Source organism: Schlesneria paludicola DSM 18645, from assembly GCF_000255655.1.
Taxonomy (GTDB): Bacteria; Planctomycetota; Planctomycetia; order Planctomycetales; family Planctomycetaceae; genus Schlesneria; species Schlesneria paludicola.
Window position 1 is genome coordinate 2,105,397 of record NZ_JH636434.1, and the last position, 12,414, is coordinate 2,117,810.

Sequence of the window (12,414 nt, forward strand, 5' to 3'; positions counted from 1 at the left end):
AACGTATTGGGTCGCGCGATTTCGTGGCAAAGTTTTCGTCAGCAATTGAACAGCACAAGGTGTCCGTTACCTGCGATAGGTTGCATGGGACTTGAAGGTTTCCCAGAGAGACACTTCGGCGACGGGTAGTTTCGCTGAGGCTGCAAAGTCGTAAATCAACTTGGCAATATTTTCCGCCGTCGGATTCGGCTCGATAACGAACAGCGGTTCGCCCTGTTCGCGGAAGAAGGGAATCGCGGGGTCATTCGCACTCAAGATCATCCGATGATCAAGGTTTGCGTCGATCCAACCCGCGACTTGCTTTTTGATGTCCGAGAAATCGACCAGCATTCCCCGATGGTCAAGACTTTCCGCTTCCAGCACAATAATCGCTCGACCATTGTGGCCATGCAGGTGCTTGCACTTTCCATCGTAGTTCAGCAAACGATGGCCGTAACAAAAATCGATTTCCTGGGTCACGCGAAACATCTCGGATATCCAACTTGAGTTGCCGTCTTGAACGATGAGAAAAGTTTAGGTCAGACGCACCGGGGGGGCAACGCCCGAACCTTCTCCGCGAGCGTTTTGCGTTGTCTCGCTGGACGCGACTGACATCGTGCCCTCGCACGACGTGCATTCCGGCTTCACGCGGCCCCTTGTGCTGTCGCGGTTGGGCACCTCGTTCAATCGTGAGGTTGTCCCTATTTGAGCGCTCGACGGTCCGGCTTGTCCGCCTTCCATTCACGAACGGTCTTGCTGGCAACATCCGTTCCACGCAGGTCGACGTTGGTCAAACTGTCTTTTCCGGCCAGGTGCTGCCGAAACCCCTGATCCGAGATCTTGGTATGGGCCAGTCTCAGATCTTTCAACTCCGGCAAGGCCGCGATGACAGCCAGACCGGCATCGGTCACCTGAGAATTGTTCAGATCGAGTTCTCGCAATCGCGTCATTCCCGACAAATACTGCAACGTTTCGTCCGTCACGTCCGCGTTCGCCATTTGAAGCACGATCGTGTCCCCTTGTGCGGCGATGATCGAATAGTCCTTCTGGTCCCAACCCGTCAGCGTCAGGTGCCGCTCGCCATCGACGATCGTGCTGAGCGGTCCAAGGCTTTGAAATCGTGTGATGACAGCGTTGATTCCGATCGGAAGACTCGTCATCAGCACCGACACCAGCAGCAACCACATGGGGGATCGCAGCTTGCGCGAGGGCAGCGTCCCAAACCGGGATCTGAGGAATCTCAAGACCAGCCAACACGAACCGAATACCCCCAGGACCGTTCCCAGAATGATCGAGATCGCGCCAATTCGCTCTAACATGCAGTCAACTCCATTGATCGTCGTATCTCCGTGGCCTTCGTCACGAACCGATGCCATTCTCCATCCTGCACACTTCACCACCAACATGCGACCGTTCGATTACCAAGCAATCGGAAGGGCTCCGTGTCATGAACGCGTGTACGTCACAGGTTTCCGGGGAGCATACCGGTTTGCCATCCTGCGGAAAAACGAATCCCCAGCGGTTCCGCGTACAAAGTGCGCCCCAAGTGGACTCGACGCGATGCCACCGACCTGCGGCCGGAACCGAAGTCCAGCCAGCGGTGATCCAAGGCTGGACAGGACGAATCTGTTCGTATGATCCGTTCGAGACGCTTAGCAGTCTGTTGAAGTAAGGGGGACAGGCACCTCGGCATTCACGATGTCATGGCGTTTTTTAATCTGGTCGGAGCCAGTCCCCATGGCTTCAACAGTCTGCTAGCGCGACATGTCAGCGAGCCCCTTAATAAGCATTCCGCGAGAATCCGACGGCGGACTTGCAGATTTTCGCCGGGAAATTGGAAACTGCGGTGTGGGCAGTTTGGCAACTTCCGCTACCATCGCGTCGCCAAACCGTCCCCGAACACGCCGAATCGGCGACGTACGCCCAACGATGAATTGACACCGCGATGAATGGACACAGAAAGAATCGACTCATTTGAAGTGGAGAACTGACGCAACATGACTAATGCCGCGAGCAGTATCCCTGATTCTGCCATCAACCAACTCAGAAGCCTGCGAAGACTTCCAATCCGTTTGAGACGCGAAACCCCTTGGGGCAGCGGAATCGGACTGGCGATGATTCTCGGTCTGCTGTTCATTCCGCTGGGTGTTGGAATTGCCCTGATTGCCATGTATGGACCGTCGGATGTCCGCAATTCATGGCTGTTCTTCTTGATCGCCGGCATGGTGGCCACTTTGGGAGTACTGTTGACGTTCAGTGCCATCTATCAATGGCTGGGGGCTCGTGTCCGCGAGCCGCTTGTCGAAGTCGATGCCGAGCGGCTGATTCCGGGTCAAACCGTGCGGATCTGCGTACGACAAGAAGGCCCCGTGACACTCGATTCGCTGACGGCGGCACTGGTCTGCATCGAACGGCGGCACCAGTGGAAAACGCGGGCCGCGTCCAATGATCAATCCGAAGAATACTGCACCACAACCGAGTCTCTCATCCACAGCGAATCGCTGTTCGACGAACGCCCAGGTCGCATCGCGCACGAAGAATTCTGGGAGAAATCAACCGAATTTTTGATTCCTGACACGGCGCGACTGTCACAAACGTCGCGGGAGCTCGATGTGATCTGGCGCATCGAAGTGACGGGATCAGTTCCGTTGTGGCCCGATAACCGACATCCGTTTCCCCTGCGCGTCGAATCGCCCTGAGTGCAGCCCGGCTCGCCCCGCCCGTCGGATTTTCAATCCCCCCTTGTTTTCGGGTCGCTGCCGAAAACGGGATTTGAAAACCCCTGTTTTTTCTGTTAATGTCTTGAATGAATCGCCAGCGTCGCGTCGTAGGCCGGCGAGTTGGGCTATAATTCGACAACGACACTAAACGGCCACTCAGTTCGAAGGAGCCAGTGATGATTCGTCGATCCGTTCCGAAACCCGCCACGACTCGCTTGGGTTTTACATTGATCGAACTGCTGGTTGTGATTGCCATCATCGCCATGTTGGCCGCGCTGCTGCTGCCAGCCGTTCAACAAGCGCGTGAGGCCGGCCGCCGAGCTCAATGCTTGAATAACCTCAAGCAAATCGTATTGGCAATGCACAATTACGAAAGCGCATTCAGAGTTTTCCCCCCGGGCTACATCCAGCCGAACAATGGCGGCAGCCAGTCGGCCACATTGCCGGAACCGTTCACCGCTTCCACGATTGTCAACAATCAAAGAACGATGACGAACGTGACTCAATGGCTGATGCCCGCCGAATGGGGCTGGCACGCATTCATTCTGTCGCAAATGGGTGAAGGAACAATCAGTCTCGATTTCGCGCAACCGAAATTCGGCCTGACCAATGGCAACAACGTGACATCATCTCCAAACGAACAGTACATTCGCACAAACGTACAGTCCTATATTTGTCCGAGCGCGACCCAACTTCCGACAAGTCGACCTGGGACGGGAATGTCGCAAAACTGGGCGTACTCAACCTATCGCGGCAATATGGGTGCGTATGACAACAATCCAAACACGAATCCCGATCCCAACACGAACAATCCGAACATCCCCCGCCTTCCGAATGGGATGCTTTATGCTGGAAGCGCGGTACGGATGGGTGATGTGTCTGATGGCTCGTCCAATACGCTGATGGTCGGCGATTCGCTCTTTGGGTACTGGGGAGACGCGTTTAGTTGTTGCGTTCGCGTCTGGGATGACGTCTCGCACCCTGATTTGTGGGATACCTATTGGACGATTACCAATCAGTCGCCGCAAAACATTCAATATGTCGGCAACCCGCCTCCTTCGACCTCGATCACGCAGTTCTTTAGCTTCGGCAGTGGCCATACGGGTGACCTGGCCTGTTTCGCCTTGGTGGACGGCTCCACAAAGCAGGTCTCTAAGAAGATCGACAAGAACATCTTCAAAGCCATTTCGACGCGCAACGGAGCACTGCGACAGTACATCCCGAACCAGAACATCGAAAACGTCACCGAAGCGTGGTAACGTTGGTGGGTCAGGCCCAACCATCGATTCGCGATGGCATCGATTTGAACTTACGATCAAACCCGGTATCGTTCAGGTACCGGGTTTCTTTTTCTTGAAGGTGTTCTGCGAACAATCATGGTTCCCATTCTTGTGAACGGCAAACTTCAGCATATTGCCCCTGAAGCCACCGTGGCCGACTTACTTGAACAACTCAAACTGAACCCGAAATTCCTTGCCGTGGAACTGAATCGGCACGTTGTTTCACGCGCCGACCACAGCCGCACCCGGCTTTCGGCGAATGATGAATTAGAAATTGTCACCCTGGTTGGCGGAGGTTAAGCCAGCATGACGCCGGAGATGAATCCCTTGCAAGTGGGAACGCACGAGCTTCAGTCACGACTGATCGTCGGTACTGGGAAGTACGCCACCTTTGAGTTGATGCGAGAATGCTTGACGATCAGCGGTGCCGACGTCATCACGGTGGCCGTTCGGCGCGAGCGGCTGGTTGATGCCGCGGGACGAAATATCCTCGATTTCATCGACTTGAAACGCTATACAATCCTGCCGAACACGGCAGGTTGTTTCACGGCGGACGATGCCATCCGTACAGCCAGATTGGGACGCGAAATTCTGGAAGGGCTCGAGAACCCGGGAGCCAGTTGGGTTAAACTGGAAGTTCTGGGTGATAAGAAAACCCTGCTACCCGATCCTGTCGCGACGCTGGAAGCCACTCGACAGTTGGTCGCTGACGGATTCCAAGTTCTCTGCTACACGACCGATGACCCCATTACGGCACGCCGCCTGAAAGATGCCGGTGCCGCGTCGGTCATGCCAGCCGGCAGCCCGATCGGAAGCGGACAGGGGATCCTCAACCCCAGCAACATTCGAATCTGCCTGGAATATCTGAAAGAAGGCGATCCGAATTATCCCGTGATCGTCGATGCCGGCGTCGGTACGGCCAGCGATGTCGCGTTCGCCATGGAATTGGGCTGCGATGGCGTTCTACTGAACACGGCCATTGCGTCGGCGACAAACCCAGCTCAAATGGCAGAAGCAATGCGGCTGGCGTGCCAGGCAGGATATCTGGCCGCGCGTTCTGGACGAATCCCGAGGAAACTGTACGCCACGGCAAGCAGCCCTGAAACCGGATTGATTTCGCCGTTGCGGTGAAGTTCGATTGCAACAGGGGCCTGCGGCTTTGTTGCGACGAACGCCATGACGAATTCGAACGGTGGTGGCACGCTTACCGCGCCCCGAACACGACAAGCGGATGTGACAGGATGGCCGGCGTCGGTCATGTTGTGTTCTTCAGAACTCGAAAAATGTCTGCATCCCTTTCATTAGAACCCAAAACCTTGATTGTCTACGCGCGCCGCGCGGACTAGGATGTCAGAAGTGACGATTTTTCTCGAAATCGCGCTCTCGATTGATCATCTAAAAACGAGACACGAACGCATCGGCGGATCAGTTGCGTCGGTCTGAGGTGAAAATGCGATGAACGAGCGGCTCAACTGGATGTTCCCCTCGATTTCCGTGGGACGAATATTCTCGACCGACGTTCGCATCAGTGTCTGGTTCGCACTTGTCCCGTTCGTCATCATTCCGCGGTGCGGTCTTGAAGTGGGCCTGACGTTCACGGTCGTGCTCTGCCTTTCGGTCCTGGCGCACGAATTCGCACATGTGTTTGCCACTCGCTCAACTGGGGGGAACTGTGACGAAATCCATCTGAGCCCCTTCGGGGGACTTGCCACTGCTCGACCTGGACGCGGTGCGTTCGGTTTGGCCATGACGGCCGCCGCCGGCCCTTTTGCCAACCTGTTGGTCTGCATCGCGACGTTCCCCGGCTGGTATGCGAAGGATACGCTCTGGGGCGTCCTGAACCCCTTTGTCCTGCAGGTGAGTCAATTCCACGCGGAATCCGCATGGCGTGAACTGGGCCTCATCATATTTGCAGCCAACTGGATTCTGCTGCTCGTCAATCTACTGCCTGTCATGCCGCTGGACGGCGGCCAAATTCTGCGAGCAATTCTTTCGACGAAGATCCACCCCGAACTTGTCCATCGCACCGCCATGCATGTGGGCTTGGCCGTCTCGGTCGTCCTGCTGATCGTCGGAGCCGCCGCCGACATGAGTCAAATTGTCCTGGTCGGGACATTCATCCTGCTGATTAATGTCGTCCAACTGATGCAGGAAGAAATGGGCGAATCGCTGGACGACTCCGGGTTTGGATACGACTTTTCCGGAAGCTATGAAAGCCTCGACAGTTCGAACCAAACGGCAACGCGCCAGGCACCGCCAGGATTGCTTCAGCGGTGGCGTGAACGACGACGCGTCAGGCGTGAGCAGCAGGAGCGCATTCGACGCATGGAGGCCGAACAGCAACTCGATTCGCTGCTTGCGAAGGTTCACGAAACAGGTTTGAAGTCGCTCTCTGAACAGGAGCAAAAGCTGCTGAAAAGCTGCAGCGAGTTGCTTCGCGGTCGGCAAAAAGGCGACGGCTAAGTCGCACCGCCAGCCCAATTGTGACGCGTTTTCGCGGATCGCACGCGCGCTAGACGGCCCGAGACGAATCCAACAATCCATCACGCTGATTTGAGCGTCAGCAGATTGTGAGACTCAGCAGACATCTCGGCATCCTCGTCGTCTTCCGATGCCTCCGCACCGTTGATTCCCTTTTTACCCAAAGGAGTCAGCTGATAGCGAATTCCTCCGTCGCGGCCGGCCAAATCAAACTTCAAGAAGCCGTATGCGATCAATTTCCCGTGGATCCCCGGCAGCTCGTCCGTGTTGGCGTGGGTAACTTGCTGAATTCTTGGAATCCAACCATCAAATTCAGAGGATTGTGCACGCCCCTGCAGCGCAAGCTGTTGGTAAGTTTCAAGTACGGATACCCACTTGGGTTGCCGCCGCAGTTGTTCGAGTTCAAATTCGTCCATAGCAGGAGGTATCGACGCCGCTTCGTCTCTTTAGTCAGCTTCCGCACAACCCGAAGTACGCCCGTTCTTTGCGCCACGTCTTCGCCGACTGCTGCAGTCGAAAACTCCGCTACAACCGCCACAACAGTTCTGCGGGAAAATGGATTGATTTCTGTTTGAATGACGGTAGAATCCTGTGCACGCCCGATAATGAGACTGAGTCTCAGTTTCCCGCCAGCTGCCCGCCATCGGATTATCCTCATGGAATTGAGTCAGCCCGCTGTTCGCCTCGGTGGACGAATTGAATGTCCTGAGCGGCCTTTGTGCCATTGCTTCGGCGTTTCCCACGCGGAAGTGCAAGAGACGATCGAGCAGAACGATCTGGTCAGCGTTCGCGGCATTACGCAAGTTTGTGGCGCGGGTGGTGGATGCACGGCATGCCATCGCCATTTGAAGCGACTGCTGAACGAGAATGCTGTCGCCAAGCGTCTGCAGCATGGTTCGATCGCCTATTCCGCCGAATAGGCCGACGTTGGCAATCTTCGCGAGGGCAGAGTACATGTAGTGGCACGGCCACTCTGTCCTGACAGATTCGCGAGGATCGCCCGCAGGCTCGCGAATCTGCTCGCCGCGATGTCGTTTGACGTATCCGTCCTGATTGGAAGCTCGAGAAGTTCTCGTCACGACAGCACGCATCACGACCAAGTCGGTGAGGTTGCCGCCGCGCTGTTCAACCTGACGCGCGGAATTGCCACTGCTTGTTCGAGGAAGAACGCTGATGCCACTCACTCGTTCCACGTCGCGCCGAAGTTTTCTCAAACAGACGATCGCCGGCGCCTTCGCCGCTCCCGCGTTCATACGAAACCTGCGGGCCGCATCGCCGAATAATGTCGTCCGCCACGCCAGTTTCGGCGCCGGAGGCATGGCCGCCGCGGATTTCGGTCAGATCATCACGCACCCTGATGTGAAGCTGGTGTGTGTCGCGGATGTCGACATCGGGCGAGCCGAGGCTCTCAAAGCTCGTTTCCCTGAATTGCGCGTCTATCAGGATTGGCGACGCCTGCTTGATGAAGAGTCCAAGAATCTCGACTCGGTCAATGTCTCTACCCCTGACCATATGCATGCTTCAATCGGCATGTCGGCCCTGCAGCGCGGGTTGCATGTCTATGGCCAAAAGCCCCTGACGCACGATGTCGCAGAATCGCGAAAGCTGGCCGAGTTCGCGACGCAAAAGAAACTGGTGACCCAGATGGGAATCCAGATTCATTCCGACGTCACATATCGTTCGGCGGTTCAGTTGATCCAGGGCGGCACGATCGGCAAAGTGAAGAGCGTTCACTCGTGGAGTGAAAAGCGGTGGGGCGACGGAGAATCCCGACCTGATCGTACCGACCCAATCCCTGCGGACCTCAACTGGGATCAGTGGCTGGGTGTTTGTGAGGCGCGTCCATTTCTGGGTAATGGGTACTACCACCCGGGGAATTGGCGGAAACGCCTGGATTTCGGGACTGGCACCTTCGGCGACATGGGATGCCACATCTTCGATCCGGTGTTTAAAGCATTGGAACTGACCGCTCCCACCACGTTGCGTTCGACAGGGCCCGCTCCGAATGCCTTCAACTGGGCCAACGATGCTGTCGTTCACCTGACCTTCCCCGAGACGAAACACACCATCGGCCCCTCGATTCCCATCACCTGGTACGATGGAGTTGAACGTCCTTCAAACGAAGTCACCAGGCCACTGCTTGGAGACCGCCCCCTGCCATCGCAAGGGTCGCTGTTCATGGGTGAAAAGGGCGCTTTGCTGCTGCCGCATGTCAGTATGCCAGTCCTCTTGCCCGAAGCCCAATTCGCCGGATTTGTCTATCCGACGCTTGATCCGGTCAATCATTGGCACCAGTTTGTCGACGCCGTAAAGGGCAACGGCACGACATCGGCCCACTTCGGATACTCGGGGCCACTCACCGAGAGCGTTCTTCTCGGGGGACTTGCGACGTTCTTTCCGAACGAAACACTCGAATGGAATGCCGCCCAACTGAAATTCAGCAACAAGCCTGCGGCAGATCACCTGGTTCGTCGCCCTTATCGCAAAGGTTGGGACGTCCCAGGCCTTTCATCCGTATGACGACCGCTTTGCAAACTCCACCACGACGATCTTCGCACCGCGGGATCGTTGTGGTGGAGATCAACACTGCCGGGCGCACCGATCGTCGAATCGAGGCCAAAAACGCTTTCGGACTTACGAGGCACGCGACACCGTCACAACAGGCCGTCGTGATCCCAAAGCTCAGCGATTCTGCTGGGTGATGCCCGGCCAATTATCCGTTCGAAACGGGACGGCGGGCAGGCCAGCCGAATTGAAGAGATTGCATTCCGGGTTGTCGCCCCAGGCATACCGAACCGCGACGGGTTCGGAAACACTCGGCGCTGATACGACAACCTGAGCCCCTTCGATCCTGGCAGTGGCCCAGACAAATTTCTTGTCCGCACCTGCGATTGCGAATCCTTTGAGCGTTTCACCACGACTGACGAGTCCATCGGCGGCCGCTTGAAATTCAATTCGCGCTTCGCGATCAACTATGCGCATCGCCTTGAGCATCGGACCGCTTGCAATCACATCCTGACGGTACGCGCCGCGCAGCGCGACGAGCGCAAGCCGGCGGCCAACTTCCTGCTTGTTTCTGGGATGGATATCTCGCGGTTCACCAATATCAATCGTCACGGCCATGCCGGTTTTCGGAAGTGCCAGAGCTTTGGCCTGTGCCTCGCGAAGTTCCGCCCACGTACTTTCTTCGGGTTCAGGCGGATGATCCGGGCTCGCTTTGTCCGGAACGTAGTTCGCGAGTTGGACGAACAAAAAGGGAAAGTCACCTTGTCCCCAGTTGCGACGCCAATCATTGATCATCGCCGGAAACAGTTTGCGATACTGATAGGCTCGAGCGGCGTTGGTCTCTCCCTGATACCAGATGGTCCCTTTGATCGCGTAGGGCTGCAGAGGAGCGATCATGCCGTTGTAAAGCACGGACGCCCGATTCGGATTGTTGGCCTGATTCGGGTCGCTACTGGCACGGTCGCCGCGGACCAGAATTTGATCGAATTCCTCATCGGACTTGAGCGCCACTTGACTCGTCCAGGCTTCACAGTTCGCCCCGCCAAAGGCGGCTTGGATCAGCCCGACGGGTCGCTTCAATTTTTGGTGCAGTTCACGACCAAAGTAGTAGGCCACCGCACTGGTGTCGCCGACCGTTTCCGGTGAACACGCGATCCAAGTCCCTTCAACATCTGTCGCCGGGGCACGCGCAGTATTGCGTTCGACTTTGAAAATGCGGATCTGCGGGTAGTTCGCTTCCGCAATTTCGCTTTGATGGTTTTGTGCCGCACTGACGGGCCATTCCATATTGGACTGGCCAGAACAGATCCAGACATCTCCCACCAGCACATTCGCGAACGTAAACGCGTTCTTTCCGGTGACAGTTACGGTCACGGGGACGACTTTTTTTCGAGCGGGAAGTCGAACGAGCCAGCGTCCGTCCGCCGCGGCAACAGTTGTGGCCGTGTCGGGTTTTTCTTTGCCAGCGTCGGTGGCGACAATCGTCACTGTGACATCTTCACCGGGCTCAGCCCACCCCCAAAAGGGCAGCTCCTGCCCAAACTGCAAGACCATTTGTTCGTTGAACAGCCCCGGCAATTTCACATCGGCCAGGCCCGTATTGCAAAGAAAAATGAGCGCAAGGAGGACGGCGACACGACCAGTCTTGCAACCAGTCATTTCAAGGTCCAACCGCCGGCCAGAAACGGAAATCGTTCTTGCCACGGACGACTGTGTCCGCGGTTGGAGACACGAGTCCCTGCGTTCACCGTGCATCAAGCTCTCGCCACTCGGATTCGTTCAAAACTCAATTTTGAGGGTATCGCGATTATACAGCGGCAAGTGGCGATAGTAGACCTCCAGCGTCATGATTGCGAGGCAGGTCATATAGTGACGACCTCCCGCCGCACCGTGGGTATCGGCGACATCCCAGCTTCCGGCTCGGTGTCCTGTTCGAACATGATGCTGAGTTGTGACCAATTGATCACGCATGACGTCATTCCAGCGTGTCCATTCGTCTCCGCCCCAGTGATGCATCACTTGCGTGGCGTAATAGTTGAAATACATGTCCTGTGACGATGGTTTCAGCGAATCCAGATAGGCGACCCCATTCGCCAAGCGAGGATTGGTGCGATCCCAGCCAAGATACATTCGGCAAAGCAAACCAACCGCCGTCATGGAATCTCGCGGTCCGGTTCCCGGCATGTACGCGTACTGAGCCCCGCGGTTTGATTGCACAAGATCGAGAAACTTCTCGGACCCATTAAAGACTTTCTTCGAGAAATCCAGCTTCGCGTCATGACCGCTTTTCAGGGCCATGACCTGCCAACCGACCACCGACGTATCTCCCGCTTGTCCAGGATAATATCGCCAGCCGCCATCGTTCGTGTTTTGAGATTTGACGATGAACTCAATCGCCCCTTGCGCAGCCTTCCGAATTCGCGAATCATGAGACATTGCCGCGGATTCACAAAGGGCGATAGTGCACAGTCCCTGCACATACATTCCTTCACGCGAGACAACATTCCCGCGCAAATCAAACGTCCCCGAAGACTGCTTGCCCACTTTCAGCAGATAGTCAAACCCACGCTGGACCTCTTTCTGATAGTCGCCTGAATGCTGGGTGTGCCCTGCTCCCAGAAAAGCCAGCAAAGCCAACCCGGTGGCTCCGGTGGGACAGGCACGCAACGATCCATCTTGAGTGCATTGTCCTTTGCAATTGGGATGCGCGGAATGCTCAAAACTCCAGCTTCCGTTCTTCAATTGATGATTCACCAGCCATTTTAAACCCAATGCCACGGCGGCTTCGCTCGCAGAATTTCCGCCGAACTTTTCGAGCATCGTCCGCTTCGCCACCGCGGACATACGACCAGCCGTCGCATCGCCGATTTTCATCTCGATTGGCTTGGGTGCGTCAGTGGAATTGACGGCTACCTGAGGGAACGCGTCGCTGACATTGAACGTCATCGGTCCGAGAGTTTCGAATGTCTGATTCGCCGCCATGTCGGCAGTCATTAGCTCGTGATGCACTTCGACATCCAGTTCGGTGAGCGGAAACAGAGAATGTTCAGCCAGCGGTTCGCCGACCTCTGTTGGTTCAACCAGAGTCGTAAAGATCTCATCCACGAGTTGCGGGTTCCGGATCACAATCAGCCCGCAAATACCAAGCACCAACACGTGCAACAGAACACTGACGAGTGCCACGACGGGGAATCGCTTCCGATTCCACTTCCGCGTCCATCGATTGATCAATTGCGCGAGCGACCAGATCGACTGTCGGCATCGAGCGAATAGCGACGTTCGACCACGACGCATTTGCGGAATCGCAGTGACGGACGATGACGAGAGGTGATCGAGGGGATTCGTGCTCATAGGAGACTCGGGGCCTCGGCCAACGCCCAGGAAATGAATGCCACCGATTTCGACTTAACCCGATGCCCCTTCGGGAGAGGCCGCGAACGCACTTCAGA

12 protein-coding genes are annotated in these 12,414 nt (G+C 56.2%); 7 read left to right on the forward strand and 5 right to left on the reverse strand.

From position 1 onward, the window contains the following. Nucleotides 1-66 precede the first annotated feature (66 nt). Both OSO_RS0110365 and OSO_RS47760 read right to left on the reverse strand, forming a co-directional pair. The gene (locus tag OSO_RS0110365) at nucleotides 67-468 is read right to left on the reverse strand and encodes a 6-pyruvoyl trahydropterin synthase family protein (protein WP_010583306.1); all 402 of its coding nucleotides are present in this window, start codon (nucleotides 466-468) and stop codon (nucleotides 67-69) included. Nucleotides 469-680: 212 nt separating this feature from the next. Beyond that, nucleotides 681-1,355: a hypothetical protein gene (locus tag OSO_RS47760; protein WP_010583307.1), complete on the reverse strand. Its 675-nt coding sequence runs from the start codon at nucleotides 1,353-1,355 to the stop codon at nucleotides 681-683. A gap of 621 nt (nucleotides 1,356-1,976) precedes the next feature. On the opposite strand from OSO_RS47760, the gene OSO_RS0110385 reads away from it, so the two are divergent. The 5 genes from OSO_RS0110385 to OSO_RS0110420 all read left to right on the forward strand — a co-directional run bounded on the left by OSO_RS0110385 (nucleotide 1,977) and on the right by OSO_RS0110420 (nucleotide 6,442). Next, nucleotides 1,977-2,678: a hypothetical protein gene (locus OSO_RS0110385; protein ID WP_010583308.1), complete on the forward strand. Its 702-nt coding sequence runs from the start codon at nucleotides 1,977-1,979 to the stop codon at nucleotides 2,676-2,678. Between the two features lie 197 nt (nucleotides 2,679-2,875). Further along, nucleotides 2,876-3,958, forward strand: coding sequence for a DUF1559 domain-containing protein (locus tag OSO_RS0110390; RefSeq protein WP_010583309.1), 1,083 nt, complete (start codon nucleotides 2,876-2,878; stop codon nucleotides 3,956-3,958). 117 nt (nucleotides 3,959-4,075) lie between these two features. Beyond that, complete coding sequence (gene thiS, locus OSO_RS0110400) at nucleotides 4,076-4,279, forward strand: sulfur carrier protein ThiS (RefSeq protein WP_010583310.1); 204 nt, start codon at nucleotides 4,076-4,078, stop codon at nucleotides 4,277-4,279. A gap of 18 nt (nucleotides 4,280-4,297) precedes the next feature. Further along, the gene (locus OSO_RS0110405) at nucleotides 4,298-5,110 is read left to right on the forward strand and encodes a thiazole synthase (RefSeq protein ID WP_157605134.1); all 813 of its coding nucleotides are present in this window, start codon (nucleotides 4,298-4,300) and stop codon (nucleotides 5,108-5,110) included. A gap of 324 nt (nucleotides 5,111-5,434) precedes the next feature. Beyond that, nucleotides 5,435-6,442, forward strand: coding sequence for a metalloprotease (locus tag OSO_RS0110420; RefSeq protein WP_010583312.1), 1,008 nt, complete (start codon nucleotides 5,435-5,437; stop codon nucleotides 6,440-6,442). 80 nt (nucleotides 6,443-6,522) lie between these two features. On the opposite strand, the gene OSO_RS0110425 is transcribed toward OSO_RS0110420, so the two are convergent. Continuing rightward, a complete protein-coding gene (locus OSO_RS0110425; RefSeq protein ID WP_010583313.1) occupies nucleotides 6,523-6,876 on the reverse strand; it encodes a hypothetical protein in 354 nt (117 codons plus the stop codon). A gap of 240 nt (nucleotides 6,877-7,116) precedes the next feature. Here OSO_RS0110425 and OSO_RS0110430 point away from each other — a divergent pair, with 240 nt between their 5' ends. Both OSO_RS0110430 and OSO_RS0110435 read left to right on the forward strand, forming a co-directional pair. Beyond that, nucleotides 7,117-7,380 carry a (2Fe-2S)-binding protein gene (locus tag OSO_RS0110430; RefSeq protein WP_029246859.1) on the forward strand — a complete coding sequence of 88 codons (264 nt, stop codon included), beginning with the start codon at nucleotides 7,117-7,119 and terminating at the stop codon, nucleotides 7,378-7,380. A gap of 253 nt (nucleotides 7,381-7,633) precedes the next feature. Then, the gene (locus tag OSO_RS0110435; RefSeq protein ID WP_040591630.1) at nucleotides 7,634-8,980 is read left to right on the forward strand and encodes a Gfo/Idh/MocA family protein; all 1,347 of its coding nucleotides are present in this window, start codon (nucleotides 7,634-7,636) and stop codon (nucleotides 8,978-8,980) included. Nucleotides 8,981-9,142: 162 nt separating this feature from the next. Here OSO_RS0110435 and OSO_RS0110445 read toward each other — a convergent pair whose 3' ends face one another. Then, a complete protein-coding gene (locus OSO_RS0110445; RefSeq protein WP_010583316.1) occupies nucleotides 9,143-10,624 on the reverse strand; it encodes a sialate O-acetylesterase in 1,482 nt (493 codons plus the stop codon). A gap of 120 nt (nucleotides 10,625-10,744) precedes the next feature. Then, nucleotides 10,745-12,316 (reverse strand): prenyltransferase/squalene oxidase repeat-containing protein, encoded by a 1,572-nt coding sequence (locus OSO_RS42965; RefSeq protein ID WP_010583317.1) that lies wholly within the window; start codon nucleotides 12,314-12,316, stop codon nucleotides 10,745-10,747. Nucleotides 12,317-12,414: the final 98 nt, after the last annotated feature.

What these genes read in the sequence shown, in the direction of transcription:
- OSO_RS0110365 (WP_010583306.1), bottom strand. Translation starts at nt 468, where the DNA reads ATGTTTCGCGTGACCCAGGAAATCGATTTTTGTTACGGCCATCGTTTG.
- OSO_RS47760 (WP_010583307.1), bottom strand. Translation starts at nt 1,355, where the DNA reads ATGGCATCGGTTCGTGACGAAGGCCACGGAGATACGACGATCAATGGA.
- OSO_RS0110385 (WP_010583308.1), top strand. Translation starts at nt 1,977, where the DNA reads ATGACTAATGCCGCGAGCAGTATCCCTGATTCTGCCATCAACCAACTC.
- OSO_RS0110390 (WP_010583309.1), top strand. Translation starts at nt 2,876, where the DNA reads ATGATTCGTCGATCCGTTCCGAAACCCGCCACGACTCGCTTGGGTTTT.
- thiS (WP_010583310.1), top strand. Translation starts at nt 4,076, where the DNA reads ATGGTTCCCATTCTTGTGAACGGCAAACTTCAGCATATTGCCCCTGAA.
- OSO_RS0110405 (WP_157605134.1), top strand. Translation starts at nt 4,298, where the DNA reads ATGAATCCCTTGCAAGTGGGAACGCACGAGCTTCAGTCACGACTGATC.
- OSO_RS0110420 (WP_010583312.1), top strand. Translation starts at nt 5,435, where the DNA reads ATGAACGAGCGGCTCAACTGGATGTTCCCCTCGATTTCCGTGGGACGA.
- OSO_RS0110425 (WP_010583313.1), bottom strand. Translation starts at nt 6,876, where the DNA reads ATGGACGAATTTGAACTCGAACAACTGCGGCGGCAACCCAAGTGGGTA.
- OSO_RS0110430 (WP_029246859.1), top strand. Translation starts at nt 7,117, where the DNA reads ATGGAATTGAGTCAGCCCGCTGTTCGCCTCGGTGGACGAATTGAATGT.
- OSO_RS0110435 (WP_040591630.1), top strand. Translation starts at nt 7,634, where the DNA reads ATGCCACTCACTCGTTCCACGTCGCGCCGAAGTTTTCTCAAACAGACG.
- OSO_RS0110445 (WP_010583316.1), bottom strand. Translation starts at nt 10,624, where the DNA reads ATGACTGGTTGCAAGACTGGTCGTGTCGCCGTCCTCCTTGCGCTCATT.
- OSO_RS42965 (WP_010583317.1), bottom strand. Translation starts at nt 12,316, where the DNA reads ATGAGCACGAATCCCCTCGATCACCTCTCGTCATCGTCCGTCACTGCG.